We start from the raw sequence: 25,514 nt of genomic DNA on the forward strand, positions 1-25,514 counted from the left end.
GAACGTTACATGCAATTGATCGCTGTTCGATGGGTTTCGGCGACATTTCGCAGCCTGTTATTCTCCCTGACCTGCTCGTGAATCATGGATTCCCTGCATGCTCCCCAGCCTGCCCCTGCTGCTGGCCCTGCCGTTCCTGATGGCAGCGGCTGTTGCGGCCTTCCCCCGTAGTTCGCGCTCGACTGCTGCCTGGCTGGCGGCACTTGCGCCGTTGGGCGGGCTGGCCATCCTCGGCTGGCTGACCCCGGCAGTACTCGATGGCCAGGTGGTCCGCACCCTGGTCCCCTGGCTTCCACAGATCGGGCTGGACTTCACCCTGCGCCTGGACGGGCTGGCCTGGATGTTCGCCGGGCTGGTGCTCGGCATCGGCGCCCTGGTGGTGCTGTATGCGCGCTACTACCTGAGCCAGCAGGACAACGCGCACCGCTTCTACTGCTACCTGCTGCTGTTCATGGGCGCCATGCTGGGGATGGTGCTGTCGGGCAACCTGCTGTTGCTGATGATCTTCTGGGAAATGACCAGCATCAGCTCGTTCCTGCTGATCGGCTTCTGGTCGCACCGCCAGGACGCACGCGAAGGCGCGCGCATGGCGTTGGTGATCACCGGCGGCGGCGGCCTGGCCCTGCTCGGTGGCGTGCTGCTGATCGGCCGCATCGTCGGCAGCTTCGACCTGGATGTGGTGCTGGCCGCCGGCGAGCAGATCCGCGCCAGCACGCTGTACCCGTACGCCCTGTTCCTGGTGCTGGCCGGCATCTTCACCAAGAGCGCGCAGTTCCCGTTCCACTTCTGGCTGCCGCACGCGATGGCAGCGCCGACCCCGGTCTCGGCCTACCTGCACTCGGCCACCATGGTGAAGGCCGGCGTGTTCCTGCTGGCGCGGCTGCATCCGGCGCTGGCCGGCAGCGACCTGTTCTTCTATACGGTCAGCGGCATCGGCGCGCTGACCCTGCTGATCGGTGCCTGGAACGCGATCTTCCAGCACGACCTGAAAGGCCTGCTGGCGTACTCGACCATTTCCCACCTGGGCCTGATCACCCTGCTGTTCGGCCTGTCCACGCCGATGGCGGTGGTCGCCGGCGTGTTCCACATCCTCAACCACGCCACCTTCAAGGCCTCGCTGTTCATGGCCGCCGGCATCATCGATCACGAAACCGGCACCCGCGACATGCGCAAGCTGGGGGGGCTGCGCAGGCTGATGCCGTTCACCAGCGCGCTGGCGATCATCGCCTCGCTGGCGATGGCCGGGATTCCGCTGCTCAACGGCTTCCTGTCCAAGGAAATGCTGTTCGCCGAAGCGATTACGGCCGGCGGCCCGGGCATCATGCGCACGGCGGTGTCGATCGCGGCGTTGCTGGCAGGCGTGTTCGGCGTGGCGTACAGCCTGCGCTTCGTGCACGACACCTTCTTCGGCGCTGGCCCGCACGACCTGGACCGCGTGCCCCACGAGCCGCCGCGCTGGATGAAGGTGCCGGTGGAGCTGCTGGTGGTGATCTGTGTGGCGGTGGGCGTGGCACCGGCACTGACCGTCGCGCCGGTGCTGCACGCCGCTGCGGCCTCGATCCTCGGCACCGCCATGCCCGAATACAGCCTGGCGGTGTGGCACGGCTTCAACCTGCCGCTGGCGATGAGCGCGATCGGCGTGGTCGGTGGCGTGGCGCTGTACTTCGGCCTGCGCAGGCTGATCAACCTGCATGCCGTGACCAATGTCAGCACGGGCCGCAATGTGTTCCACGCCCAGCTGGACGCCGTGTCCGCGCTGGCGATGCGCCTGACCAATGGCATCGCCAATGGCAGCCTGCAGCGCATGCTGCTGGGCCTGGTGCTGGTGGCGATCGTGGTTGCCGCTGCGCCGTTCGTGGCCAACCCAGCCTCGCCGAACTGGACCGCGCCGCAGCCGATTCCGCTGCTGGGCTGGGCCCTGTGGCTGGTGATGATGGCCTGCGCGGTCGCCACCCTGCGCATCTACAAGCAGCGCCTGCTGGCGGTGCTGCTGGTCGGCGGCGTCGGCCTGATGGTGGCGCTGACCTTCGTGTTCCTGTCCGCGCCCGACCTGGCCCTCACCCAGCTGCTGGTGGAGATGGTGACGCTGGTGCTGATGCTGCTGGGCATGAACTACCTGCCTGCGCAGTCCGGCCCGGAGCGGCCGCGCTGGCGCAAGCGCCGCGATGCGGTGATCGCGATCATCGCCGGTGCCGGGCTTGGCGCGCTGGCCTATTCGGCGATGACCCTGCCGCCGAACACCATGGCCGGCGAGCTGCTCGCCCGCGCGTTGCCCGAGGCCTACGGCCAGAACGTGGTCAACGTGATCCTGGTCGACTTCCGCGGCTTCGATACCTTCGGCGAGATCACCGTGTTCGGCATCGCCGCGCTGGTGGTGCATGCGCTGCTGCGGCGTACGCGGATGGCACCGGAGCAGATCATGCCCGGCCCGCCGATCAAGCTGCCGGTGCCGGCCGACCTGGCGCAGATCATGTTCCCGCTGACCCTGACCGTGTCGATTTTCCTGTTCCTGCGCGGGCACAACGCACCGGGTGGCGGCTTCATCGCCGGCCTGGTGTTGGCAGTGCCGCTGCTGATCCAGTACGTGATCCAAGGCACTGCATCGGTGGAGTCGCGCTTCGGCTTCGACTACATCCGCTGCATCGGCATGGGCCTGCTGATCGCCCTGCTCAGCGGCAGCGCCTCGATGCTGTTCGGCGTGCCGTTCCTGACCAGCGGCCATCTCGACCTGCACCTGCCGCTGATCGGCGACGTACCGCTGGCCAGCGCAATCGGCTTCGACATCGGCGTCTATCTGGTGGTGTTCGGCGGCGCCATGCTGATGCTGTCGATGATGGGCACGATCAAGCCGTCGCGAACCCGCACCGCCCGCAAGGGTGAGATCGACCTGCAACGCCGCTCGGCACGCACCGGGGAGATGCACTGATGGAACTGGCCCTGGCTACCGCGATCGGCGTGCTGACCGCCATCGGCATCTACCTGCTGCTGCGTGCGCGCAGCTTCGATGTGATCCTCGGCATGACCTTCCTGTCCTACGCCACCAACCTGCTGATCTTCGCCGGCGGCCGCGTGGTGCTGGGCAAGGCGCCGGTGCTGCAGGAAGGCGTGGACAGCCACCTGGGCAACTACACCGACCCGCTGCCACAGGCGCTGGTGCTGACCGCGATCGTGATCGCCTTTGCGATGACCGCGGTGAGCATTGTGCTGGCCATGCGCAGCCGCAGCGACAACCACAGCGACCACGTGGATGCCCACGAGCCGGATGACGACCTGCAGGATGAGCGCGTGCCGCCGCGCCAGGGCGAGGACCGCGCATGAACCACCTGGTGATCCTGCCGATCCTGATTCCGCTGCTGGGTGCGGCGCTGTCGCTGTTCGTCGAACACCGCCGCTATGGCCCCAGGGTGCAGCGGGCGGTGGCCTGGACCGCGCTGTCGGCGCTGGCGCTGGCGGTCGGGTTGCTGTTTGCCACCACGGCCAGTGGTGAAATCAACGTCTACCTGCTTGGCGACTGGCCGTCGCGGCTGGGCATCGCGCTGGTGGCCGACCGGCTGTCGGCGTGGATGCTGCTGACCACCCTGCTGCTGGCCATTCCCTGCCTGCTGCACGCCTGCTCGGGCTGGGACCGCCGCGCGCCGCACTTCCATGCGCTGTTCCAGTTCCAGCTGGTCGGTCTCAACGGTGCGTTCCTGACTGGCGACATCTTCAACCTGTTCGTGTTCTTCGAAGTGATGCTGATCGCCTCCTACGGCCTGCTGCTCAGTGGTGGCCGCGGCCTCCGCATGCGCATCGGCCTGCACTACGTGGTGTTCAACGTCACCGCCTCGACCCTGTTCCTGGTCGCGCTGGGCCTGCTGTATGCCTCGCTGGGCTCATTGAACATGGCCGAGCTGTCGCAGCGCATCGCCGAGGTACCGCCGGCACAGCTGACCCTGGTGAAGGCGACGATGGGCCTGTTGCTGCTGGTGTTCTGCGCCAAGGCCGCGTTGATGCCGCTGTACCTGTGGCTGCCGGAAGCCTATTCGCGCGCGCCGGCCGCCGTGGCCGCACTGTTCGCGATCATGACCAAGGTCGGCCTGTACTCGGTGCTGCGCATCCAGATGCTGTGGTTCGGCGACGATGCCGGCGCGATGGCCGGCTATGGCCGCGACTGGTTGCTGTGGGCCGGCGTCGCGACGCTGGTGCTGGGCGGCCTCGGCGCGCTGGCCGCGACCCGCCTGCGCGTACTGATCTCCTACCTGGTGATCGTGTCGGCGGCTACGCTGTTCATCGCCTTCTCGGTGGGCACGCCACAGGTGCTCTCGGCTGGCCTGTACTACCTGCCACACAGCAGCTTCGTCGCTGCCGCGCTGTTCCTGGTTGCCGACCTGATCCGCCGCCGTCGCGGTGGCGCCAGCGACCGCAAGGAAGTGGTCGCGCCGATGCCAGGCAAGGAGACGCCCGCCGTGTTGTTCCTGATCGGCGCGGTGTCGGTGGCCGGCCTGCCGCCGCTGTCCGGCTTCCTGGCCAAGGCTGCGCTGCTGGCCGGCATGCCGGCGCAGTACACCGGCCCGGTCTGGACCGCCGTTCTGGTCAGCAGCCTGCTGGTGATCATGGGCCTGACCCGGGGGGGCATCCGCCTGTTCTGGCGCGTGCCACCGGTCGATCCGGAAGCGCCGGTACCGCGCAAGGCGCGGCTGCGCCGGGTCGAGCTGTACGCGGCCTGCATCCTGCTGGCCTACGGCATCGGCATGACCCTGGCCGCAGCACCGCTGATGCGCTACACCGACGCCACCGCCGCGCAGCTGCTGCACCCCAGCGAGTACGTGCAGCAGCTGCGTGCGACTGCACCGGAGATCCGCCAGCCATGACCGCCCAGCGCTCCCTGTTCCGTCGCCTGATTCCGTCGCCGATGCTGAGCATCATGGTGGTGGCGTTCTGGCTGCTGATGTCCGACAGCTTCACCCTTGGCCAGATCGTGCTGGGCCTGCTGCTGGGCGTGGTGGTGCCGCTGTTCGCCGCACGCCTGGACCGCGAGTTCGCCCGCATCGGCACCCTGCGCCCGTTGCCGAAACTGCTGTGCGTGACCCTGTGGGACATCCTGATGTCCAACATCCGTGTCGCCCTGCAGGTACTGGGGCCGGAGAAGAACATCCACCCCGGTTTCATCTGGCTGCCGCTGGACATTGCCAACATCCATGGCATCGCTGCGCTGACCAGCATGATCACGCTGACCCCGGGCACGGTCTCGGCCGCGCTCAGCGACGACCGCAAGTACCTGCTGGTGCACGTGCTGCACCTGGAGGACCCGCAGGACCTGATCGATACGATCAAGCGCCGTTACGAGGCGCCGTTGATGGAGATCTTCCCATGACCGGTTTTGAAGTCATCCAGACCACCCTGGTGGTGTGCATGCACGTGGTCGGCCTGGCGATGCTGCTGGCCACCTGGCGGCTGTTGCGCGGGCCGACCGTGCCCGACCGCATCCTCGCGCTGGACACGCTGTCGGTGACCGCGATCGCTGAGCTGATGCTGTTCGGCATGTACCTCAACTCGCCGATCTACTTCGAGGCGGCGCTGATCATCGCCATGCTCGGCTTCGGCAGCACCGTGGTGCTGAGCAAGTTCGTGCTGCGCCGGGACATCGTCGAATGATCACCGCGATCCAGATCGTCCTGTCGATCCTGCTGCTGTTCGGCTGCTTCTTCATCCTGGTCGGCGCACTGGGCCTGGTGAAGCTGTCCACCTTCTTCAAGCGCCTGCACGCACCGACCAAGGCCAGCACGCTGGGCGTGGGCTGCGTGCTGGTGTGCTCGGTGTGCTACCACATCTTCCTCGGCCAGGACCCGCAGCCACGCGAGCTGCTGATCACCGTGTTCCTGTTCATCACCGCACCGATCAGCGCGCACATGATGGCCAAGGCGGCGTTGTCGCTGCTGATGGAAACCCGCCCCAGCCTGCCGGGCAACGAGCCGGCCGCCGAGGAGCAGCTGCCGCCGCCGGAACCGGTGCGGGAAGAAGAGACCACGCAGAGCCGGTAAATCCGGTAGCGGCCGACCTTGGTCGGCGCATTGTTTGCGCGAGCGCCAACCAAGGTTGGCACCCACCGGGTGATCGGTGGTGGGTGCCGACCGTTGGTCGGCACGAAATCGACTGCATCCACGCATGGCGTGGATCTACAACGCCGGTGCGCCGACCAGCAGCAGCTCCAGCACGAACCAGCCTACGAACGCGACCAGCAGGATCCCGCCTTCGCCACGACTGATCTTCAGGTCGCCGCGCAGCATCGGGTACAGCACCAGCGCGAACGCCAACAGCGCAGGCAGTTCCAGGCGCACGAACGAGGCCGGCAAGGCCAACGGCTGCAACATCGCCATCGCGCCGATCACCAGCAGCAGGTTGACCACGCTGGAACCCAGCACGTGGCCGAGCACCATGTCGCCATGCCCGCGACGCGAGGCGGCAATGGCGGTGGCCACCTCGGGCAGTGCGGTGCCGATCGCCACCGGCAGCAGGCCGACCAGCAACGGCGTCCAGCCCAGTGCGGCACCGAAGTCGGCGGCAGCCCCCACCACCAGGCGCGCGCCCCAGTACAGGGTCAGTGCGGCGATCAACACGCGCAGCACGTTCAACGGCAGGCTGGTGCGGCTCAGCGCGGATTCGGCGATGGCGGCCTGCACCTCGGCGCTCTCGACGCGGCCGCGGCGCAGCAGCAGCACCTGCACGACGATGAAGCCCGCCACCAGCACGCCGCCTTCCCAGCGCACCAGGTGACCATCCAGGCCGAACAGGATCAGCAGCACGGCGGCCGCCAGCAGCGACCACCACAGCACCGCCTGCAGGCGCGCGCGCAGCAGCAGGGGGGCGGCGACGGCGGCCACCGCCAGGGTCAAGCCCAGATTGACGATGCTGCTGCCCACTGCATTGCCCAGTGCCAGCTCCGGTTGGCCGACCGCCAGCGCACGTGCGTTGACCGCCAGTTCCGGCAACGAGGTGGTCACCCCGAGCAGCAGCAGCCCGGCAGTGAACGGGCTGGCCCCGAAGCGCTGGGCCAGGCCAGAGACGGCCTTGACGATGGAGTCCCCGCCCAGTGCCAGCAGCAGCAGGCCGAGCAGGAACCAGGCAATGGCAATGGCGATCATCGAGCACTCCCCAGCAGTGGTGGCGCGATTCTACGCTTGGCCCAAGCGCATGGCTGGGCGATGGATCAAGGATCAGCCACAGCCTTCCGCATAGTCGACCTGCGGGGTCTGCCCGACCCGCCAGGCCCCCACCCGGCCATCGGCACCGAGCGCGAAGTCGATCACTGCCCCGCCCTCCTGCGCCGGCCGCACGCGCAGGTGCTGGGCCTTCTCGTCGTACTTGTCGGGACCGACGTCAGCGCGCTCGGGATACAGCACCTGCAGCTCGCCCAGGGTCATGCCGACCTTGCCGCCGCCCGGGGCGGTAATGGCGGCGCTGCGCACGTCGTAGCGCACCAGCTTGCGGCCTTCGATCATCAGGCGCGGATCTTCGGCATCCTGCGGGCGCAGGAAGTAGCAGCCGTCGCTGCTGTCGTCAGCCGGCAGCGGCTTGCCCGCCGCATCGGTGCCCAGACCCTGCAGCGGCGTACCGAAGCCGGCGCGCACGTCGGCGATGCCCGCCCCCAGCTTCGCACCCGCGAAGCCGTCCAGGCGGGCGGGACTGTCCTTGCGAAGGTCGTTCGCCGGGCGGGCCGCCAGATCAGGATCCGTCGACTGGGCGGGGCCGGTCGCCGAGGCGGTTTCCGCCGGAGTGTCGCTACCGCTGCCGGCCGCCCCCTGCTTGTCGGGGCCGCCACTGCAGGCGGCGAGCGAAAGGAGCAACAGACCAGCAATCGGGAGGTGCTTCATCGGTGCGGTTCCCTGGCACGAAGGTAGCTGCACGCTAGCGCAGCGCGCGTGCAGGCGCTGCATTGTCATCGCGGTTTCATCGCCCTCGTTCAGGCTCGGCATGCACCGACCTGGCTGTCCCTTCCATGCTACCGCGCAAGACCGAACTCGCCCGAACCGCGCTGCAGGCCCATCGCGCGCCGCTGGACATGCGCCAGCGCCGGTTGCTGATCCTGTGCGACGGCCAACGCAGCATCACCGACCTGACCGGTCTGCTCGGCCAGGATGCGCCCGCGATGGTCATCCAGCTGGTGCAGGCCGGCTACCTGAGCACCGGCACCGGTGCCGCAGCCCCGCCACCGCCGCCGGCAGCCACGGTAGAGCCGCAGCCCGCGACACCTGCCGCAGCTGCTGCCACAGCGGTCGAACGCCGCCGCTCGCTGGTGTCCGCGCGCATCTATGTGCTGGGCATCCTGGAAATGCAGCGCCACCCGCAGGCGGCGGCGCTGTTCCGCGACCTGCAGCAGGCACGCGCCGAAAGTGAAGTACTGCAGGTGCTGCACTCGGCGATGCGGGTGCTGCCCGGGCTGACTTCGGAAGGCTATTGCCAGCGTGTACGCCAACGCCTGCTGGAAGCGCTGCCGTTGGAGCACTGCGACGCGTTCGCCGAGGTGGCCTGAAGAACAAGGGGACGGAGGGGATTAAGTCGTTTCAAGCACACGTGTGCTGATTGCGGCTTAATCCCCTCCGTCCCCTTTTTCGGGTCAGCGGAAGTTGTTGCGCAGGCCGTTCCAGCACTGCTGGTAGTCGCCCTGGCGGTGGCCGGCGGCCAGCGCCTGTGCGGTCGGGCGGATCACCGCGCGGGTCTCGAACATGAAGGCCATCGTGTCCTTGATCACGTCCGCCTTGGACAGATCGGCATTGGACGCCTTGTCGAAGGTCGGCGCGTCCGGGCCGTGGCCGCTCATGCAGTTGTGCAGCGACGCGCCACCCGGCACGAAGCCTTCGGCCTTGGCATCGTAGGCGCCATGCACCAGGCCCATGAACTCGCTGGCGATGTTGCGGTGGAACCACGGCGGGCGGAAGGTGTTCTGCGCCACCAGCCAGCGCGGCGGGAAGATCGCGAAGTCCATGTTGCTGGTCCCCGGCGTGTCGCTGGGCGAATGCAGCACCAGGAAGATCGACGGATCCGGGTGGTCGTAGCTGATCGAACCGAGGGTGTTGAAGCGGCGCAGGTCGTAGCGGTACGGCGCGTAATTGCCGTGCCAGGCCACCACGTCCAGCGGCGAATGGTCGATCGGCGCACGCCACAGGCGGCCCTCGAACTTGGCGATCAGCTCGAAGTCACCGTCGATGTCCTCGAACGCTGCGTGCGGGGTCTCGAAGTCGCGCGGATTGGCCAGTCCGTTGGAACCGATCGGGCCCAGGTCGGGTAACTTCAGCAGCGCACCGTAGTTCTCGCAGATGTAGCCGCGACTGGGGCCGTCCGGCAGCTCGACGCGGAAGCGCACGCCGCGCGGAATCACTGCGATCTGCTGCGGCTCGATCTCGATCACGCCCAGCTCGGTCAGCAGGCGCAGTGCGCCCAGCTGCGGCACGATCAGCAGTTCACCGTCGGCGTCGTAGAAGTAGCGGCCGACCATGTCGCGGTTGGCAGCGTAAAGGTGGATGCCCACGCCGGCATGCGCGTCGGGCGAGCCGTTGCCACCCATCGTGTACAGGCCTTCGACAAAGTCGGTCGGCAGCTCCGGCAGCGGCAGCGGGCTCCAGCGCAGCTGGTTCGGTGAAGGCGGCTGTGCGCCGAAATCACACTGCAGCTGCGACTGCGCGAACGGAGTGAACTCGCCATGGGTCACCGCCGGGCGGATCCGGTATAGCCAGCTGCGGCGATTGCTGCCACGCGGCGCGGTGAAGGCGGTGCCGGTCAACTGTTCGGCGTACAGGCCGTGGGCCACCTTCTGCGGCGAGTTCTGCCCGACCGGCAGCGCGCCGGCGACGGCCTCGGTGGCGAATTCGTTGCCGAAGCCGGACTGGTAGCCGCGGGCGATGATGGCGGGGGACATGGGAACTCCAGAGATGGCCGGCCAGCGGCCGGCACTACCATTCGGACAGGCAATGTCAACCGGAAGCCGACATTGCCTGCAGACCTTACAGCACGCCGCGGCGGATCTGGTCGCGCTCGATGCTCTCGAACAGCGCGGTGAAGTTGCCTTCGCCGAAGCCCTCGTTGCCCTTGCGCTGGATGATCTCGAAGAAGATCGGGCCGATGCAGTTCTGGGTGAAGATCTGCAGCAGCTTGCGCTGGTGGGTTTCCGGATCGGCATCGATCAGGATCTTGTTCTTGGCCAGGCGCGGTACGTCTTCACCGTGGTTCGGCACGCGCTGGTCGATCACGTCGAAGTAGGTCTCCGGCGTGTCGAGGAAGTCCACGCCCTGCGCGCGCATCGCTTCAACGGTCTCATAGATGTTCTCGGTGAAGCAGGCGATATGCTGGATGCCCTCGCCCTTGTACGCGTCCAGGTACTCGTTGATCTGGCTCTTCGGGTCGGACGATTCGTTCAGCGGGATGCGCACGATGCCGTCCGGCGCGGTCATCGCCTTGGACACCAGGCCGGTCTTGAGGCCCTTGATGTCGAAGTAGCGGATCTCGCGGAAGTTGAACAGGCGCTCGTAGTAGTCCGACCACTGCTGCATGTTGCCGAAGTACAGGTTGTGGGTCAGGTGGTCGATGAAGGTCAGGCCGAAGCCCACCGGGTGCAGGTCGGCACCGGCGATCGGCTCGTAGTCGCCGTCGTAGACGCTGCCGGCCGCGCCGTAGCGGTCGACCAGGTACAGCATGCAGTCGCCGATGCCCTTGATGACCGGCGCGCTGACCGCCTTGCTGTCCGGCTTGAAGGCGATGGCTTCGGCGCCGTTGCCCAGCGCGGCCTGGTAGACCTCCTGGCCCGGCTTCTTGAAGCGGATGGCGAAGCCGCAGGCGCACGGACCGTGCTTTTCGGCGAAGTCGGCGGCGAACGAATCGGGGTCTTCATTGACCAGGAAGTTGACGTCGCCCTGGCGATAGACGGTAATCGGACGCTGCTTGTGCTTGAGCACCGCGCTGAAGCCCATCTTCCGGAAGTACTCGTGCAGCTCCTGGCCGCGGCCGGCCGGGGCGGCGAATTCGACGAACTCGAAACCGTCGATGCCCATCGGGTTCTCGAAGGTGGTGACCTGCATGCCGGGGTTGGGGTGCGAGGCGGTCGGGACTGCGGTATTCATGGCGTGGCTCCGAATCGGTACCGCATCGGTACAAACCAGGTGCGGGCAGGTAGGGACCCGGCGAGAATGCAGGGTCTGGACCTACCCCTTATAGTTACACTTGAAACCACCAGCAAGGTGCACCGCAACATGAGCCCCGATCCCGCCTCGACCCGCCTGCGTGCCTCGCACGTCCTGCTCGACCTGGAACAGTTCCTGCCGTATCGGCTGAGCGTGCTGTCAAACCGGGTCAGCGGCAACATCGCCAAGCTGTACGGCGATCGTTACGGTCTGGCGATCCCCGAGTGGCGGGTGATCACCATCCTGGCGCTGTACCCGGGCTCCTCGGCCAGCGAGGTCTCCGACCGCACGGCGATGGACAAGGTGGCGGTCAGCCGCGCCGTGGCCCGCCTGCTGGAGCGCGGCTTCATCAAGCGCGAGACGCATGGCGACGACCGCCGCCGCTCGGTACTGGCGCTGTCGGCCGCCGGTTTCGAGGTGTACGAGACCATCGCGCCGATGGTGATCGAGATCACCCGCAAGCTGATGTCGGTGCTGAGCGAGGAGGAAGAGCAGGTGCTGGAAAAGCTGATCCTGCGCCTGGCCGGCGAAGGCCTGGAGCGGATGGGCGAAGGGGTCTGAAAGAAAAAGGGGACGGAGGGGATTAAGTCGTAATGAGCACAGGTGTGCCTGAAACGACTTAATCCCCTCCGTCCCCTTTTTTCAGCTCAGGTGCTTGCGCCGTGCGTGGATCCACGGCACGGCCAGTGCTGCGATGGCGCCGCCGGCGAAGCCCAGCGAGGCGGCAACCGTGGCGGCTTCGACGGCCCCGGGCAGCGCCAGCGCCGCAGCCACCAGCAGCAGCGACGGCAGGCCGACGAAGGTGCCCAGGAAGAAATGCCAGCGCGGTGACCATGTATTGAGCTGCAGCAGGCTGACCGGTTGCCAGGCGTCGGACGCGGCATCCTCGGCGATCTTCGCCACTACCTTGCCCAGATCCACTTCCGGCAGCGCGCGCCCCGGGCGGACGGTCGCCAGCAGTTCGGCCACGGCCTCCACCGTTGGGAAGCTGGACGGCCACGCCACCGGGGCCGGCACGCCGTAAGCGGTCAGCAGCGGCACGCTCAGCCACGGCGCCACCAGCGGGCGCATGCGGCGGCGGCCATGCACGCACCAGATCTGCGGCTGTCCATGCGCGCTGACGTTGTACAGCGCCAGTTCGTTGGCGGGCGGATAACCCAGCATGGTCACCCGCGCCGCCAGACTGTCCTGGCCCATCGCACGCAGGAAGCCCGGGCGGCTGCGCCCTTCCTGCATCCACGCCAGGCCCAGCGCACCCACCAGGTACGCCTCCGCCACGTCCTTGCTGCCCGCAGTGGCGCGCTCATCACAGGCCAGGTACCACGCCAACGACTTCGGCTCGGCGACATCCTCCAGGCCCCATCGGCTGTCATCCCCCAGCACGTGCCGCACCGGCAGGCGGGCAGGCGCAGTTTCGCCACGCTCCCCGGTCTGCAGGAACGGCAGCACGCCCTGGATGAAGGTGGACAGCTCGATCGCGCGCGCGCCATGGCCCTGCCATTCCGGCGGCAGCAGCCCGGCCAGCTGGCCCTCGGCCGCCAGCGCATCAAGCCGCGCCTTCTGCTCGACCAGATTCTGCACCGCGCCCTTCAGCACCACGTTGTCGGGCAGCGCGATCTGCGGCAGGCGGTGGCGTGGTGGTGCCAGTTCGACGGTTTCCTCGCCGGTGCCGGCGTCGTCCAACAGGGTTTCCTGCGCCGGCAGGGTCACGCCTTCGCCTGCCCCACCCTCGGCCAGGTGGCTGGCAGGTTCGGGCAATCGTTCGGCGTGGTCGCTGTGCATGGGCGTTCCGGTAGGTTGCGTCGACGGGGCGTCGACTGAAGTCCTTGCCGGTAACGGCGTGCTCACGGTGAAGTTGAGACACGGATTCAGAGAGTGTGACGGGGCGCGCAGTAGATCCGCGCAAGGCGTGGATGCGACCCGATGTCAGTGCCGACCAACGGTCGGCACCCACCGGGGTAGGCGGCCAGCGGTCGGCCCCCACCACAGCTGCCGGCCAGCGGCCGGCACTACCCTACTCCGGTTTATCAGGTGCCCACTGCTTGAGGAACGCGCTCACCCGCGCAGGCTGGAAGGCTTCGCCCCTGCGCAGTTCGCCGGTGGCCTGCGAGACCAGCAGGCTGCCATCGGCGTCCAGTACCAGCAGGTGCGGGTAGTCGCGCTCCATCACCGGGAACTGGGCGAAGAAGGCGGTGTTGGGTTGTTCGTCGCTGGCGTTGACCTTCACCCACACGTAGTGGGCGTCGCGGAAGCGGCGCAGGTCGCCGTTGCCCTCGACCATTTCGTCCAGCGCCCGGCAGCGATCGCAGGCGGCGTTGCCGATCTCGAGCAGGATGCGCTTCTTGCCGCGCTGGGCTTCCACCTTGGCGGTGGCCAGGTCATCGGCGGGGTCGCGGGCCGGGTCGAACTGCGCGCCGAGCCCGGCGATGGCGGCAATGTCCGCCGCCACCGGGGTGTTGCCCGAGGCCACCGGTTCGCTGGGGTCAGCGACCGGTGGCTCGGTGGGCCGGGTATCCAGGGGCTGCGTGGGCTCGGCGGTGGCAGGCGGTTGCGGTTGGGAACAGGCGCCGATCAGCGCCGCACAGACCACCACCATTGCACCACCGAGCTTGCTGCGCATGCCTTCTACCCTCGCTTCATTACTTGACGCCGTGCATCAGCTTGTTGATCAGCGGGGCGATCAGGAACAGCACCACGCCGGAGCCGATCAGGGCCCAGAACCCGAAGGTATACCCCTTCAGGGCCGACTCGACCGTCATGCCGCCTTCACCACTGACCACACCAGCGAAGATGCCCGACAGGTTGTTGCCGATGCCGGTGGACAGGAACCAGCCGCCCATGCCGAAGCCGACCAGGCGCACCGGGGCCAGCTTGGTCACCATCGACAGGCCGATAGGCGACAGGCACAGCTCACCCACCGACTGGATGACGTAGACCATGAACAGGGTCCAGAACGGGATCTTGCCGTCCACCACCATCTGCGACAGGGCGAACATCAGCAGCGCGAAGGCGGCGCCGTTGAACAGCAGGCCCAGGCCGAACTTGCGCGGGATGGACGGATTGGCGCGGCCCATCGCCACCCAGATCCAGGCGATGACCGGGGCCAGGGTGATGATCGCCACCGAGTTGACCGACTGGAACCACGCGGTCGGGAAGGTCCAGCTGCCGAACTGGCGGTTGACGATGTTCTCGGCCAGGAAGGTGAACGAGCTGCCGGCCTGTTCGAAGAACATCCAGAACATCACGTTGAAGGCGAAGATGATCAGCATGGCGATCACGCGGTCGCGCTGCACCTTGCCTTCGCGGATGCCCTCGACCAGCAGCAGTACGGCCAGCGCGGTGAACATCGCGCCCAGGATCCAGGCCAGCGCGGTGGCGCCGGTGGCCAGCAGGAAGTACGCGACCGGGATGGCGACCACGGCACCGGCCAGCACCATGATGATGCGGCCGAAACCTTCCGCGCCGGCCGGCGGTGCGCCGATGCCCTTCAGGCCGGCACGACCGATGTAGAACCACACCAGCGAGATCAGCATGCCCACGCCCGAGGCGATGAACACGACCTTGTAGGACGGCATCGCATCGGTACCGAACACCTTGCGGGCCAGGTACTCGGTCAGCACCGGGGCGATCATCGCGCCGATGTTGATGCCCATGTAGAAGATGGTGAAGCCCGAATCGCGGCGCTCGTCCTTCAGGCCGTACAGCTTGCCGACCATGGTCGAGATGTTGGGCTTGAACAGACCGTTGCCGACGATGATCGTGGCCAGGCCGAGCTTGAAGATGTGCTCCTGCGGAAGCGAGATCATGAACAGGCCGGCGGCCATGATGATCGCGCCGGTCAGGATCGAGCGCTGGTAGCCCAGTACCCGGTCGGCCACGTAGCCGCCGAAGATGGCCGCGGCGTACACCAGGGCCAGGTAGGCGCCATAGATGCGGCTGGCGTCGCCTTCACCGGCAGCGCTGCCGTTGTAGAACTGGGCAACGATGTAGAGCACCAACGCCCAGCGGATGCCGTAGAACGCAAAGCGTTCCCAGAACTCGGTCATGAACAGCATCCACAACGGGCGCGGGTGGCCCAGCGTGGTCTTGAAGTCCGGCAGTGCCGGCTCTGGGGTGTTCGCAGTGGCGTTTACGCTCATGCGGATTTCCTGGTTCGGTGGATGACGAGCACGTCCGCTGTGCAGTTGGAGCAACGCGCGAGGATCACCGACTTCTGGCGTTCACGTCAAATACACGCCGTTTGAGGCAGGTGGCAGCCTGCTCCCTGAACTTGCATCTGAAACGATCCAGCCGCAGGCCGGGAACCAAGCTGAATGGGGATCAGCCCAGCGCTGCCGGGGGCGCGGCCTGCAGGCTGGTGCGCACCTGGAACAGCTCGGGGAAGAAGGTCAGTTCCAGCGCCTTGGCCAGGAAGCCCACGCCGGACGAACCGCCGGTGCCACGCTTGAAGCCGATCACCCGCATCACGGTGCGCATGTGTCGGAATCGCCACAGCTGGAAAGCCGTCTCCAGGTCCACCAGGTCCTCGCACAGCGCATACTCGCGCCAGTAGCGGTCGGTGTCCTGGTAGATGCGCTCGAAGACCGGCTGCAATGCGTCGTCGGCCACGTGTGGCTGGGTCCAGTCGTGGGCCTCGTAGACCGCCGGCACGGCATGGCCGAAGCGGGCCAGGTACTTCAGGAATTCCTCGTACAGGCTGGGCGCCTCCAGCACGGTGCGCAGCTGCGCCTGCCCGGCCGGGTCATGCTCGAACACCTGCAGCATCTGCGCGTTCTTGTTGCCCAGCAGGAACTCGATGTAGCGGTACTGCAGCGACTGGAAGCCCGACGACGGGCCCAGCACGTCGCGGAAGCCCATGTACTCGGACGGGGTCAGCGTTTCCAGCACCGACCATTGCTCGGTCAGCTGGCGCAGCACCTGCTTGCTGCGCGCCAGCACCTTGCGGCACTGCCAGACTTCATCGCGCTGCAGGAAGCCGATTGCGGCACGCAGCTCATGGCCCAGCAGCTTCAGCCACAGCTCCGAGGTCTGGTGCTGGATGATGAAGAGCATCTCGTCATGGTGCGGCGGGCTGGACAGCGGCTGCTGCGCGCTGAGCAGCTGGTCCAGCCGCAGGTAGCCGCCGTAGGTCAGGCGTCCCTGCAGGTCGGTGTGGATGCCGGCTTCGAGATCGCGTTGGTTGTTGTCGACGGACATGGGCGGGACCAGATCGGGGGCGGCAAGGGTAGCGCGTTGCCGCCGCGCTGGCAGCCGCCCGGTCCATACCGGGGCGTGCGGCTGGCCGTGGAGCATCGGCCGACCACCGGCCTGCGCGTGGAACCGTCCGCGCCGTTGTACCGGCAGTCAGCCAGAGGCGTATTCTGATGCTTTGCAGCAACGACTGAATACGTTGTTGTTATTGGCCCCCCACCCGCCGGCAGGGGTAAAACGGGGAATCTCCGTGTTGCGGCGCAGGAAGGCTATTCCGTACGCGTTCCTTAACATGGCGATTCATATCATTTGTAACTTCTCTGTCGAAGGTGCAGTACGCAATGACGGTTGCCGCTGAATTCAAGATCGAATACCTGCAGTACCTGGACACGGACGGCACGCTCGTCCGTGACGACCTGCCCGTGTCGCTGCGCGACCCCAAGGTCCTGGTACCGCTGTTCAAGCAGATGCTGTTCGTACGCACGTTCGACAGCAAATCCATCGCGCTGCAGCGCACCGGCAAGCTCGGCACGTATGCCGCCTGCCTGGGCCATGAAGCCGCGCACGTGGGTATCGGCGCGGCGATGCAGAAGGACGACGTGTTCGCGCCTTCGTACCGCGAGTATGGCGCGATGTTCATGCGTGGCGTGCGCCCGCACGACGTGCTGATGTACTGGGGCGGCGACGAACGCGGCAACGATTACGGCGGCAACGCGGCCAAGGACTTCCCGTTCTGCGTGCCGATTTCCACCCAGTGCCTGCATGCGGCAGGTGCCGCGCTGAAGTTCAAGCTCAACAAGGAACCGCAGATCGCCGTGGCCGTGTGCGGCGACGGTGGCAGCTCCAAGACCGACTTCTACGCGGCACTGAACTCGGCCGGCGCCTACAAGCTGCCGCTGATCCTGTGCATCGTCAACAACGGCTGGGCCATCTCGGTGCCGCGTTCGGCCCAGACCGGTGCCGAAACGCTGGCGCAGAAGGGCCTGGCGGGCGGCCTGCACTGCCTGCAGGTGGACGGCAACGACCTGATCGCGGTGCTGGCGGCAATGGAACAGGCGCGCGAACGTGCGCTGGCCGGCGACGGTGGCACCGTGCTGGAACTGATGACCTACCGCCTGTCCGACCACACCACCGCTGATGACGCGCGCCGCTACCGCGACGATGCCGAAGTGAAGGATGCCTGGCAGCGCGAGCCGATGCTGCGCCTGCGCAAGTACCTGATCAACGCCGGGGTGTGGAGCGAGGAAGAAGAAGCCGCCTGGACCGCCGAGTGCGGCGCGCGCGTGGACGAGGAAGTGAACCTGTACCTCAACACGCCGGTGCAGCCGGTCGAGGCGATGTTCGACTTCCTGTATGCCGATCCGCCGCCGGACCTGCTGGCCCAGCGTGCCCAGGCGATCGCCCTGGAGAAGCGCCATGGATGAGATCAAGAACGGCGCGCCCGGCGCGCACACCAACGCCGCCGACAGCGCTGCAGTCGCGCGCGGAGATGACAGCATGACCACCACCCCGATCACCCTCATTGAAGCCATCACCCAGGCGCTGGCCTGGGAGCTGGAACACGATCCGTCGGTGCTTGTGTTGGGCGAGGACGTGGGCGTCAACGGCGGCGTGTTCCGCGCCACTGCCGGCCTGCAGCAGCGCTTCGGCTCGGACCGCATCCTCGACACCCCGCTGGACGAAACCACCATCGCCGGCCTGACCATCGGCCTGGCCGCACAAGGCATGAAGCCGGTGGCCGAAGCCCAGTTCGATGGCTTCATGTACCCGATGGTCGACCATATCGTCTGCCACGCCGCACGCCTGCGTTACCGCACGCGCGGCCGCCTGCACTGCCCGATGGTGCTGCGCGTGCCGTGGGGCGGTGGCATCCGCGCGCCGGAACACCACAGCGAAGCCAACGAGGCGATCTTCACCAACGTGCCGGGCCTGCGCGTGGTGCTGCCGTCGTCGCCGCAGCGTGCCTACGGCCTGCTGCTGGCCGCGATCCGCGAGCCGGATCCGGTGATCTACATGGAGCCCAAGCGCATCTACCGCCAGTACAAGGAAGTGGTCGTCAACGACGGCGAAGCGTTGCCGCTGGACGTCTGCTTCGTGCTGCGCGACGGCACCGACGTGACCCTGGTGACCTGGGGCGCGCAGGTGAAGGAAGCCCTGGAAGCGGCCGACAAGCTGGCCGGGGAAGGCATCAGTGCCGAAGTCATCGACGTGGCCACGCTGCGCCCGCTGGACTTCGCCACCATCGCCGAATCGGTGGCCAAGACCGGCCGCTGCGTGATCGTGCAGGAGGCCCCGAAGACCGCGGGCTTCGGCGCCGAGATCGCCGCGCGCCTGGCCGAGGAATCGATCTACGACCTGCTGGCCCCGGTCGAGCGCGTCACTGGCTACGACACCCACATTCCGCTGTTCCGCCTGGAAATGAAGTACCTGCCGAGCGTTGAGCGGATCGTGGCGGCGGCCAAGCGCGCGGTGGCGGCCGGCTGACATGCGGGCCCGCCTTCTGGGGGCTTACCGCAGCCAGTATCCCAACCCGCTCCGGTTCCACACCGGCCAGATCGTCGAAGTAGGTGTACGTGACGAGGAATGGCCGGCGTTTGCCTGGGTACGCACCAACGATGGGCGCGCTGGATGGGCGCCCATCGCCTGGTTGCAGCTGCTGGACGAGGGTCGCGCCGAAGCCCTGTGCGACTACGACGCCCGCGAGCTGGATGTGGAAAGCGGCGAGATGGTGAAGCTTCATCACGAACACGGCGGGTGGTGGTGGTCCGAGCGCGCCAATGGCGCGACGGGTTGGCTGCCGGCCCGCGAACTGGAACTGCTGGAAGAGAACTGCAAATGAGCCAGACCAAGAACTTCAACCTGCCCGACCTGGGCGAAGGCCTGCCGGACGCGACCATCGTCGAGTGGTTCGTCAAGGAAGGCGATGTGATCAAGCTGGACGAGCCGCTGGTGTCGATGGAGACCGCCAAGGCCGTGGTGGAAGTGCCCTCGCCGTTCTCCGGCAAGGTGCTGAAGCTGTCCGGCGCTGCCGGCGACATCATCCCGACCGGTTCGGTGCTGGCCAGCTTCGAACTGGACCCGAACCTGCCGCAGCGCGCCGATGGCCAGGACACCGGCCACAGCCATGGTCACGCCGCACCGGCGGCGCCGGCTGCCGCACCGACCCCGCCGCCGCTGCCGGCTGCGGCCGCTCCGGTTGCCGCCGAGGACGCCAAGCCCGCCGCAGCCGAGCGCGATGACGCCGGTACCGTGGTCGGCGCGATGCAGAGCTCCAATGCCGTGCACGCCGAGCAGGCGCTGGCCGTCGGTGGCGTCAAGGCCGTGCCGGCCGTGCGTGCGATGGCGCGCAAGCTGGGCGTGGACCTGAGCCGCGTGGCCGCTACCGGCACCGATGGCGCGGTGACCATGGCCGACGTCAAGCAGGCCGCCGCCAACGGCACCGCCAAACTCGGCGCCGCCCCGGCACCGGTTGCCGCCGCGTATGCCGCGCCGGCCCCGGCGCAGGTACCTGCCCCGGTGCAGAGCGAAGCCCGCACTCCGCTGTCCGCCGCCGGCAAGCCGATGCGCACCCAGCCGCCGGGCGTGGTCGCCAAGGGCCAGCCGGAACCGCTGAAGGGCGTGCGCCGCAACATGGCCCGCGTCATGGCCGACGCGCACAGCAAGGTCGTGCCGACCACGCTGAACGACGACGCCGACATCCACGCCTGGCTGCCGGGCAACGACGTCACCGCCCGCCTGGTTCGCGCCATCGTCGTTGCCGCACAGAAGGTGCCGGCCATGAACGCCTGGTTCGACGGTGAAGCGCTGACCCGCACCCTGCACGCCCAGGTGGACATCGGCATCGCCGTGGACACCGACGACGGCCTGTTCGTGCCGGCCCTGCGCAATGCCGACATGCTCGATGCACGCGGCATCCGCGAAGGCGTCAATCGCCTGCGCGAGCAGGTGGAATCGCGTTCGATCGCCGCCTCGGAACTGAGCGGCTACACCATCTCGCTGTCCAACTTCGGCATGTTCGCCGGCCGCTACGCGACCCCGGTCGTGGTGCCGCCGTGCGTGGCCATCGTCGGTGCCGGCCGTGCCCGCCACCAGATGACCCCGGTGATGGGCGGCGTGGAAGCGCACAAGGTAATCCCGCTGTCGGTCACCTTCGACCACCGCGCGGCTACGGGTGGTGAAGCCGCCCGCTTCCTGCGCGCGATGATGGACGACCTGGCGCTGGCCAGCTGATCGGCCACCTGACCGGTAGGTGCCAACCGTTGGTTGGCACATGAACTGGAAAAACGCCGGGCACAGCCCGGCGTTTTTTTGTGCCCGCTCCGTCGCGCTCCATCCACGCATGGCGGGGATCTACTGGGCTATCCGACCGTCGGTTGAAAGCCCAACGGAGCATTTTGAGAATAGTTGCATGGATTCCCAAGAGCAGCTCAATAGCATTGAGCCTCTCTGCAGACGTCGAACTTCCGTGATTGAGACACCACCCACACTCGAAGAATTCATGAAGGCGGGCAATGATTTTTTCCGCGCCTCTCCATTCTTCCTACGGTTGACGAGGGATGAGGATCCGTCAGACACGAACTGGGTCCTTGGCATCATCTTCCTGCGCTGGCTCGCCCGAAATCACGCTTTCCTTGACGCATCGGTCGGCTCTACGGTGGCAGCCGCCCCCTCGCCAGCAGATGCCTTGGCATGCATCGAAGGCGCCTTCCAGGACGAAATCCCCGGCGCTGCGTTCGACCCGGAATTGCTGGAGTTCACCGTTCGCTACTTCTGCATGGCCGCTCCCTACTTTTCGGACTTCTTCTCGTTGTTCCCCGAAGACGCCATGCCTTCTCCGGACGCCATGTGGGACAAACAGGAGCAGGTGTACGCAATTATCGACGCCCGCCTGCGGTCATGGCGCAACGGCGAGCCAATCGTCCGCGCGGTCATCCCCAATGCTGATCAACAAGGACATGCCAAACCGGCTACGCCGCTGGATGCTGACGTCTGGATCTCAACGCTGGCAACGCTATCGGATGCTGCGGTCACTCACGAAGCTTGCTGTGCATACGCCGACCACTTCTACAGGGCTCTGACGAAACCAGCGTCAGTAGAAGTCATCCTGGCGGTCATGAGGGAGTTCCTTCGGAACCCGCCACATGATGCGTCGATCATGAGCTCAGCTGAGAACTTCCTGTCGGATATTCCGTTCTCCCGCTACATCAAAGCCTACTCCATCCTCGCGCCTGACCTCTTGGACGTCTCTTCAGATGCCGCGCTCAATCTCTTCAATTATCCAGGTTGTGAATTGACGCCACGTCAGGTCCGGCAGTTCATCAAGGAGCTCAGGCGGTGCAACCCCGAGCGCGATGTGGTCGGAGAACTGGCCCAGCTGGCCATTGCATGGAATTCGGAAGACGACGAGAAATTTTCAATCGTCATCGAAGCCGCACAGAAGCATGGCTAGGTCCAGGAGCCGGAACATACCGGCTCCCTCCCTGAATCAATCGCGCGCGACCAAGCCCTCGGCGCGGCCGTACACGCGCAGGCGGTGCCCATCCGGATCGGCACCGACGAAGGTGTGGCCGAACTCCAGCGTCACCGGCGCCTGCAGGATCTGCACGCCGAGTGCGCGCCACGCATCGTGCATCTGCTGCACAGCCTCCGGGTTGGCCACCACCATCGCCAGTTCCGCGGCGCCGGCCTGCGCGGACACCGGCGGCTGCACGTCATCGCGCTGCCACAGGCCGAGTGCGGCGCCATCGCCGAGCAGGAACAGGGCAAAGCCGGGCGACTGCTCGACCGGTGGTTTGCCGAGAATGCCGCTGTAGAACGTGGCGCTGGTGGCGACGTCGCGCACGTACTGCAGCAGGGTGCTGGGTATGAACATGGGGAACCTCCGTTGTTGGGAGCGTTCATGGTGGAACACGCCTGCTGACATACTCTGTCAGTAGATCAAGCGGATGAAATCGATCGGGTAGAGCCGATCGTCGTTCGAACATCTCGCGTATTTCGGGCACTTCCGCCATCGGATGGAAAAACAGGCGACCCGCTGTGATCTCGCGATATATCGCAAAGCCAAGTCATGATGGGAGCTGTCGTCGGCGATGAACCTTCGCTCGGACCAATCAAAGGGAGACGCAGTTACCAGTTGCAACAGACAGAAGTGATTTAGAGTCAAATGCAGATGGAACGCCACTTCACGTAATACACATGAAAAGGAAAGTTCATGACCACAATACGCAGTTATCTCCCGTTGTTGGCAGCCATCCTCACCGCCTCTCCCGCCCTTGCGGACGACGCCCCCAAGGATGTAGCAATACAGCACTACGCGGAAACCATGCACATAGGCACGTTCGAAGCCGCGCAACGAATGGATGCGGAACGGGCCGCAGGTAAACTCAGCGCACGGCTTCAGAGGGAGAAGCCGGAGACGTTCGCCGGCCTTTACATCGAGCACTCCCCTGAATTCAGGATCGTGGTGAGGTTCACCGGCGATGCCTCACGCCAACTTTCTGCTTACACCAAGGACCGCCTCTACGTCGCAGAAACCGCGCCACGTTCTCTCGAGCTTCTCCGCGCCACCCAAGAGGAGGTGTCCGATCAGCTCGTCAAGGCCGGCATTGAGTTTGCAGCCACGGTAAACACGAAGATCTCTATCGTAGAGGTATATGTACGTGATCCCGATGCCGTACGCGCCAGACTTTCCAAACTTCTCTCTGTCGCCGACTTCATCCACATAAAAGAGACCACAGGTTTCATAGAGCCAACAAACACCGTAGCGGGCGGGCGGCGACTGGAAGGCTACCAGCAGCAGCTCTGCACAGCCGGCTTCAACGTGGTCGAAACTGCAACTCGCGAACTAGGCTTGGCCACTGCCGGTCACTGTGACAATGACAATTATCAGCGCAATCCAACCGCTCGCATTCTGTTCAAGAGTGAACGCAACAAAGGATCTTACGACGTTCAGTGGGGTGCACAGCAGCGTGGCGGCGTCATCTTCTCCCAGTCGAACGAAATCATTGTCGATGGGGAAAAACTGACGATAACCGATGAGGCATCACTTGCCGACATGACACCAGGCACAACGGTCTGCAAGTTCGGCGTAACGACCGGTCGCACATGCGGATCCATCAAAGACGCAGAGTTCGCAGCCAACTGGAATGGGGAAGCCGGCACCTACGTCCAAGTCGTCAGCCTTGATGGAACCGTGATGAACAAAGGCGGCGATAGTGGTGGCCCCGTCTATGCCGGCAACTCGGCCTACGGCCTTGTTCATGGCAGGGGAAACGACGGCTCTCCTTGGGCGAATGACCTTTTCTTCATGCCCATAGAGAGGATGTCCACCCTGGGCGTGGCTACCTTGACGAAGCCATTTCAGCTGGACAGCGTTCCGAACGTGTCTGGAACAGGCGCCAGTGTTACTGCCACGATGAACTTCAGTGGGTATCCGAGGTTTCCGGTATATATCAACCTCGAGATCTTGACTTGTCCTGCCGGATGGATCTGCAGCGGTGGCCGCGCCAAAGTCGACAGGAACATCCCATCCCCCATCACCTTCACTTGGGGTTGTACACCAAGTAAACCTGGTGAACCTCAAGTTTCGAGAGTCAGGACATTCTTGGAAGATGCGTCGGGCCTCGTAACCCAGGCCATAGAGTCGACGATTACCTGTACCACCCCGGCCTCCCCCGGCACATAGCCCACCAGCTGTGTAAGCCCACCGCGTTGACGCACAGCGCCATTCCTCGATGTGGTTACGAGCTGTCCAACCAGTCCGGCGCGATGCCCTGGGCCTTCTGCCAGCGCCGCAGCAGGGTGGCGCGCGGCACGCGGTAGCAGTCCTCCAGCACACGCACCTGGCGGATGCGATCCAGCCGGAAATGGCGGAAATCCTCGCGGCGCTCGCACCACGCCGCCAGCATCGGCACCTCATCGAAGTAGCCCAGCGCGAACGGCCAGACGACGCGCGCGCTGCGCTGGCCGTGCGCATCCTCGTAAGCGAACTTCAGGCGCTGCTGCGATCCCACGGCTTCGCGCACGGCCTGCAGGCGTGCTGCCGGCACCTTGGCCGCAGCACGCGAAGGTCCCACGCGCAGGCCACTGTCACGCAATGCCTCGCGGCGTGCCGCAGGCAACACATGGGCGATACGCGCCAGGGCATCACGTGCGGCCTCGGCCAGCGCCGGCTCGGTGCGCGCGGCGACCCAGCGCAGGCCCAGCACCAGCGCGTCGATCTCGGCCGGTGGCAGGGTCATGGGAGGCAAGGTATCGCTGGGTGCCAGCTGGTAGCCGACGCCGGCCTCGCCACGCAGGTCGGCGCCCTGCTCGCGCAGGGTCTCGATATCGCGGTACAGCGTGCGCAGGCTGATGCCCAGCGCTTCGGCCAGCGCCTGCCCGGCCACCGGCCGTCGATGACGGCGCAGCAGCTGCAGCAGCTGGGTCAGGCGCAGCGCTCGCGACATCAGCCGACCAGCGTGCTCGATGCCACCACGTGCTCGCCCGGCTGCGGGGCCAACGCAGCCTCGACCAGCGCCCTGGCAATCTCGGTGGCCGGATTGATCCGCCACGCACGCGGCAACACCGGCCCCAAAGCACCCAGCACCGTCAGCGCCAGGCGTTCGCCGCGACGCACCTCGTTGCGCTCGCCCCCGATCAGCCCTGGGCGAACCAGGGTCAACGAGTGGAAGCCCAGCGCGCGCATATCGCGCTCCAGCTCACCCTTCACCCGGCTGTAGAAGATCGACGACTGTGGATTGGCGCCGGCTGCGGAGTTCAGCACAAAGGCCTGCGCACCCTGCGCCTGCGCCAGGCGGGCGAACGCCAGCGGATAGTCGTGGTCGATACGGTGGAAGGCCTCGCGGCTGCCGGCCTGGGCGATGGTGCTGCCCAGCGCGCAGATGACCGCGTCAACGCGCGCCCATTCTGGCGAAGTGGGCAACGCGTCGAATGCCAGCACCGGGTTCTCCAGCTTCCCGTGAGTCAACGCCAGGGGGCGGCGGGTCGGGGCAACCACGGCGCTGCAGCGCGGGTCGTCCAGCAGCCTGCGCAGGGTCAGCCCGCCGACCAGGCCGGTCGCCCCCAGCAACATCACGCGCATCACCACCTCCACTGCGGCATCCTGTCGCCCATCCTAGCCGTTCAAGCCGTCGGCGGCCGCGCCGATATGCTGGAACCAGTCCCTGCCAGCCC

Annotated in this window: 25 protein-coding genes; 14 read left to right on the forward strand and 11 right to left on the reverse strand. The window is 66.4% G+C overall.

Annotated features, from left to right (window positions below; genetic code table 11):
* The first annotated feature begins 97 nt into the window (after positions 1-97).
* From ACSYHF_RS18875 to ACSYHF_RS18900, 6 genes are read left to right on the forward strand one after another with little or no spacing between them, the layout of a single operon-like run.
* Entirely contained in the window at positions 98-2,926 is a 2,829-nt protein-coding gene (locus ACSYHF_RS18875) for a monovalent cation/H+ antiporter subunit A (RefSeq protein WP_053497699.1), read from the forward strand.
* Positions 2,926-3,318, forward strand: a complete 393-nt coding sequence (locus ACSYHF_RS18880) for a Na+/H+ antiporter subunit C (RefSeq protein WP_005419863.1) — start codon at positions 2,926-2,928, stop codon at positions 3,316-3,318. The genes ACSYHF_RS18875 and ACSYHF_RS18880 overlap by 1 nt, the downstream gene beginning before the upstream one ends.
* Positions 3,315-4,850 carry a monovalent cation/H+ antiporter subunit D gene (locus ACSYHF_RS18885; RefSeq protein ID WP_095378393.1) on the forward strand — a complete coding sequence of 512 codons (1,536 nt, stop codon included), beginning with the start codon at positions 3,315-3,317 and terminating at the stop codon, positions 4,848-4,850. Before ACSYHF_RS18880 ends, ACSYHF_RS18885 begins: the two co-directional genes overlap by 4 nt.
* Positions 4,847-5,353 carry a Na+/H+ antiporter subunit E gene (locus tag ACSYHF_RS18890; RefSeq protein WP_005419867.1) on the forward strand — a complete coding sequence of 169 codons (507 nt, stop codon included), beginning with the start codon at positions 4,847-4,849 and terminating at the stop codon, positions 5,351-5,353. Before ACSYHF_RS18885 ends, ACSYHF_RS18890 begins: the two co-directional genes overlap by 4 nt.
* Positions 5,350-5,634, forward strand: a complete 285-nt coding sequence (locus ACSYHF_RS18895; protein ID WP_005411334.1) for a K+/H+ antiporter subunit F — start codon at positions 5,350-5,352, stop codon at positions 5,632-5,634. Before ACSYHF_RS18890 ends, ACSYHF_RS18895 begins: the two co-directional genes overlap by 4 nt.
* Entirely contained in the window at positions 5,631-6,020 is a 390-nt protein-coding gene (locus tag ACSYHF_RS18900) for a Na+/H+ antiporter subunit G (RefSeq protein ID WP_134955696.1), read from the forward strand. The genes ACSYHF_RS18895 and ACSYHF_RS18900 overlap by 4 nt, the downstream gene beginning before the upstream one ends.
* A gap of 135 nt (positions 6,021-6,155) precedes the next feature.
* Here ACSYHF_RS18900 and ACSYHF_RS18905 read toward each other — a convergent pair whose 3' ends face one another.
* Together ACSYHF_RS18905 and ACSYHF_RS18910 are read right to left on the reverse strand one after the other, a co-directional pair.
* Positions 6,156-7,121 (reverse strand): sodium:calcium antiporter, encoded by a 966-nt coding sequence (locus ACSYHF_RS18905; RefSeq protein ID WP_065178872.1) that lies wholly within the window; start codon positions 7,119-7,121, stop codon positions 6,156-6,158.
* A 72-nt stretch (positions 7,122-7,193) separates the two neighbouring features.
* Positions 7,194-7,850, reverse strand: a complete 657-nt coding sequence (locus ACSYHF_RS18910; RefSeq protein ID WP_197598691.1) for a hypothetical protein — start codon at positions 7,848-7,850, stop codon at positions 7,194-7,196.
* 125 nt (positions 7,851-7,975) lie between these two features.
* On the opposite strand from ACSYHF_RS18910, the gene ACSYHF_RS18915 reads away from it, so the two are divergent.
* Positions 7,976-8,509 (forward strand): hypothetical protein, encoded by a 534-nt coding sequence (locus ACSYHF_RS18915; RefSeq protein WP_065197057.1) that lies wholly within the window; start codon positions 7,976-7,978, stop codon positions 8,507-8,509.
* A gap of 84 nt (positions 8,510-8,593) precedes the next feature.
* On the opposite strand, the gene hmgA is transcribed toward ACSYHF_RS18915, so the two are convergent.
* Both hmgA and hppD read right to left on the reverse strand, forming a co-directional pair.
* On the reverse strand, positions 8,594-9,892 hold the full coding sequence (gene hmgA, locus ACSYHF_RS18920; RefSeq protein ID WP_111129228.1) for a homogentisate 1,2-dioxygenase: 1,299 nt from the start codon (positions 9,890-9,892) through the stop codon (positions 8,594-8,596).
* A gap of 85 nt (positions 9,893-9,977) precedes the next feature.
* Entirely contained in the window at positions 9,978-11,090 is a 1,113-nt protein-coding gene (hppD, locus tag ACSYHF_RS18925; protein ID WP_181453257.1) for a 4-hydroxyphenylpyruvate dioxygenase, read from the reverse strand.
* Between the two features lie 129 nt (positions 11,091-11,219).
* On the opposite strand from hppD, the gene ACSYHF_RS18930 reads away from it, so the two are divergent.
* A complete protein-coding gene (locus tag ACSYHF_RS18930) occupies positions 11,220-11,711 on the forward strand; it encodes a MarR family winged helix-turn-helix transcriptional regulator (protein WP_005419884.1) in 492 nt (163 codons plus the stop codon).
* Positions 11,712-11,792: 81 nt separating this feature from the next.
* On the opposite strand, the gene ACSYHF_RS18935 is transcribed toward ACSYHF_RS18930, so the two are convergent.
* The 4 genes from ACSYHF_RS18935 to ACSYHF_RS18950 all read right to left on the reverse strand — a co-directional run bounded on the left by ACSYHF_RS18935 (position 11,793) and on the right by ACSYHF_RS18950 (position 16,346).
* Entirely contained in the window at positions 11,793-12,932 is a 1,140-nt protein-coding gene (locus ACSYHF_RS18935; RefSeq protein ID WP_447575926.1) for a hypothetical protein, read from the reverse strand.
* A 232-nt stretch (positions 12,933-13,164) separates the two neighbouring features.
* Positions 13,165-13,770 carry a thioredoxin family protein gene (locus ACSYHF_RS18940; RefSeq protein WP_069138720.1) on the reverse strand — a complete coding sequence of 202 codons (606 nt, stop codon included), beginning with the start codon at positions 13,768-13,770 and terminating at the stop codon, positions 13,165-13,167.
* Positions 13,771-13,789: 19 nt separating this feature from the next.
* Positions 13,790-15,289: a peptide MFS transporter gene (locus ACSYHF_RS18945; protein ID WP_005419890.1), complete on the reverse strand. Its 1,500-nt coding sequence runs from the start codon at positions 15,287-15,289 to the stop codon at positions 13,790-13,792.
* Between the two features lie 181 nt (positions 15,290-15,470).
* Positions 15,471-16,346 (reverse strand): tryptophan 2,3-dioxygenase, encoded by an 876-nt coding sequence (locus ACSYHF_RS18950; RefSeq protein ID WP_005419892.1) that lies wholly within the window; start codon positions 16,344-16,346, stop codon positions 15,471-15,473.
* Between the two features lie 335 nt (positions 16,347-16,681).
* On the opposite strand from ACSYHF_RS18950, the gene pdhA reads away from it, so the two are divergent.
* The 5 genes from pdhA (at position 16,682) to ACSYHF_RS18975 (ending at position 21,789) form a co-directional block, all read left to right on the forward strand.
* Complete coding sequence (pdhA, locus tag ACSYHF_RS18955; protein ID WP_134956059.1) at positions 16,682-17,764, forward strand: pyruvate dehydrogenase (acetyl-transferring) E1 component subunit alpha; 1,083 nt, start codon at positions 16,682-16,684, stop codon at positions 17,762-17,764.
* Positions 17,757-18,824 carry an alpha-ketoacid dehydrogenase subunit beta gene (locus ACSYHF_RS18960; RefSeq protein ID WP_005419896.1) on the forward strand — a complete coding sequence of 356 codons (1,068 nt, stop codon included), beginning with the start codon at positions 17,757-17,759 and terminating at the stop codon, positions 18,822-18,824. The genes pdhA and ACSYHF_RS18960 overlap by 8 nt, the downstream gene beginning before the upstream one ends.
* A gap of 1 nt (position 18,825) precedes the next feature.
* A complete protein-coding gene (locus tag ACSYHF_RS18965) occupies positions 18,826-19,179 on the forward strand; it encodes an SH3 domain-containing protein (RefSeq protein ID WP_005411349.1) in 354 nt (117 codons plus the stop codon).
* Positions 19,176-20,570, forward strand: a complete 1,395-nt coding sequence (locus tag ACSYHF_RS18970; RefSeq protein WP_138952243.1) for a dihydrolipoamide acetyltransferase family protein — start codon at positions 19,176-19,178, stop codon at positions 20,568-20,570. The genes ACSYHF_RS18965 and ACSYHF_RS18970 overlap by 4 nt, the downstream gene beginning before the upstream one ends.
* Before the next feature lie 268 nt (positions 20,571-20,838).
* On the forward strand, positions 20,839-21,789 hold the full coding sequence (locus tag ACSYHF_RS18975; protein ID WP_111129222.1) for a hypothetical protein: 951 nt from the start codon (positions 20,839-20,841) through the stop codon (positions 21,787-21,789).
* Between the two features lie 36 nt (positions 21,790-21,825).
* On the opposite strand, the gene ACSYHF_RS18980 is transcribed toward ACSYHF_RS18975, so the two are convergent.
* Entirely contained in the window at positions 21,826-22,212 is a 387-nt protein-coding gene (locus ACSYHF_RS18980) for a VOC family protein (RefSeq protein WP_111129220.1), read from the reverse strand.
* 339 nt (positions 22,213-22,551) lie between these two features.
* On the opposite strand from ACSYHF_RS18980, the gene ACSYHF_RS18985 reads away from it, so the two are divergent.
* Positions 22,552-24,024, forward strand: coding sequence for a S1 family peptidase (locus ACSYHF_RS18985; RefSeq protein ID WP_005419930.1), 1,473 nt, complete (start codon positions 22,552-22,554; stop codon positions 24,022-24,024).
* Between the two features lie 55 nt (positions 24,025-24,079).
* Here the strand turns inward: ACSYHF_RS18985 and ACSYHF_RS18990 are convergent, their stop codons facing one another.
* Entirely contained in the window at positions 24,080-24,787 is a 708-nt protein-coding gene (locus ACSYHF_RS18990; protein ID WP_447575927.1) for a helix-turn-helix transcriptional regulator, read from the reverse strand.
* Entirely contained in the window at positions 24,787-25,422 is a 636-nt protein-coding gene (locus ACSYHF_RS18995; protein WP_197598694.1) for an NAD-dependent dehydratase, read from the reverse strand. The genes ACSYHF_RS18990 and ACSYHF_RS18995 overlap by 1 nt, the downstream gene beginning before the upstream one ends.
* Positions 25,423-25,514: the final 92 nt, after the last annotated feature.

The sequence above is a fragment of the Stenotrophomonas maltophilia group sp. P373 genome (genome assembly GCF_053295075.1).

Excerpts from the sequence above, each read along its gene's own strand:
- ACSYHF_RS18975 (WP_111129222.1), top strand. The coding sequence starts at position 20,839 with ATGAAGGCGGGCAATGATTTTTTCCGCGCCTCTCCATTCTTCCTACGG.
- ACSYHF_RS18990 (WP_447575927.1), bottom strand. The coding sequence starts at position 24,787 with ATGTCGCGAGCGCTGCGCCTGACCCAGCTGCTGCAGCTGCTGCGCCGT.
- ACSYHF_RS18880 (WP_005419863.1), top strand. The coding sequence starts at position 2,926 with ATGGAACTGGCCCTGGCTACCGCGATCGGCGTGCTGACCGCCATCGGC.
- hmgA (WP_111129228.1), bottom strand. The coding sequence starts at position 9,892 with ATGTCCCCCGCCATCATCGCCCGCGGCTACCAGTCCGGCTTCGGCAAC.
- ACSYHF_RS18950 (WP_005419892.1), bottom strand. The coding sequence starts at position 16,346 with ATGTCCGTCGACAACAACCAACGCGATCTCGAAGCCGGCATCCACACC.
- ACSYHF_RS18890 (WP_005419867.1), top strand. The coding sequence starts at position 4,847 with ATGACCGCCCAGCGCTCCCTGTTCCGTCGCCTGATTCCGTCGCCGATG.
- ACSYHF_RS18965 (WP_005411349.1), top strand. The coding sequence starts at position 18,826 with ATGCGGGCCCGCCTTCTGGGGGCTTACCGCAGCCAGTATCCCAACCCG.
- ACSYHF_RS18875 (WP_053497699.1), top strand. The coding sequence starts at position 98 with ATGCTCCCCAGCCTGCCCCTGCTGCTGGCCCTGCCGTTCCTGATGGCA.
- ACSYHF_RS18900 (WP_134955696.1), top strand. The coding sequence starts at position 5,631 with ATGATCACCGCGATCCAGATCGTCCTGTCGATCCTGCTGCTGTTCGGC.
- ACSYHF_RS18960 (WP_005419896.1), top strand. The coding sequence starts at position 17,757 with ATGGATGAGATCAAGAACGGCGCGCCCGGCGCGCACACCAACGCCGCC.
- ACSYHF_RS18935 (WP_447575926.1), bottom strand. The coding sequence starts at position 12,932 with ATGCACAGCGACCACGCCGAACGATTGCCCGAACCTGCCAGCCACCTG.
- ACSYHF_RS18995 (WP_197598694.1), bottom strand. The coding sequence starts at position 25,422 with ATGCGCGTGATGTTGCTGGGGGCGACCGGCCTGGTCGGCGGGCTGACC.
- ACSYHF_RS18885 (WP_095378393.1), top strand. The coding sequence starts at position 3,315 with ATGAACCACCTGGTGATCCTGCCGATCCTGATTCCGCTGCTGGGTGCG.
- ACSYHF_RS18895 (WP_005411334.1), top strand. The coding sequence starts at position 5,350 with ATGACCGGTTTTGAAGTCATCCAGACCACCCTGGTGGTGTGCATGCAC.
- ACSYHF_RS18910 (WP_197598691.1), bottom strand. The coding sequence starts at position 7,850 with ATGAAGCACCTCCCGATTGCTGGTCTGTTGCTCCTTTCGCTCGCCGCC.
- ACSYHF_RS18905 (WP_065178872.1), bottom strand. The coding sequence starts at position 7,121 with ATGATCGCCATTGCCATTGCCTGGTTCCTGCTCGGCCTGCTGCTGCTG.
- ACSYHF_RS18930 (WP_005419884.1), top strand. The coding sequence starts at position 11,220 with ATGAGCCCCGATCCCGCCTCGACCCGCCTGCGTGCCTCGCACGTCCTG.
- pdhA (WP_134956059.1), top strand. The coding sequence starts at position 16,682 with ATGACGGTTGCCGCTGAATTCAAGATCGAATACCTGCAGTACCTGGAC.
- ACSYHF_RS18980 (WP_111129220.1), bottom strand. The coding sequence starts at position 22,212 with ATGTTCATACCCAGCACCCTGCTGCAGTACGTGCGCGACGTCGCCACC.
- ACSYHF_RS18940 (WP_069138720.1), bottom strand. The coding sequence starts at position 13,770 with ATGCGCAGCAAGCTCGGTGGTGCAATGGTGGTGGTCTGTGCGGCGCTG.
- ACSYHF_RS18985 (WP_005419930.1), top strand. The coding sequence starts at position 22,552 with ATGACCACAATACGCAGTTATCTCCCGTTGTTGGCAGCCATCCTCACC.
- ACSYHF_RS18970 (WP_138952243.1), top strand. The coding sequence starts at position 19,176 with ATGAGCCAGACCAAGAACTTCAACCTGCCCGACCTGGGCGAAGGCCTG.
- ACSYHF_RS18915 (WP_065197057.1), top strand. The coding sequence starts at position 7,976 with ATGCTACCGCGCAAGACCGAACTCGCCCGAACCGCGCTGCAGGCCCAT.
- hppD (WP_181453257.1), bottom strand. The coding sequence starts at position 11,090 with ATGAATACCGCAGTCCCGACCGCCTCGCACCCCAACCCCGGCATGCAG.
- ACSYHF_RS18945 (WP_005419890.1), bottom strand. The coding sequence starts at position 15,289 with ATGAGCGTAAACGCCACTGCGAACACCCCAGAGCCGGCACTGCCGGAC.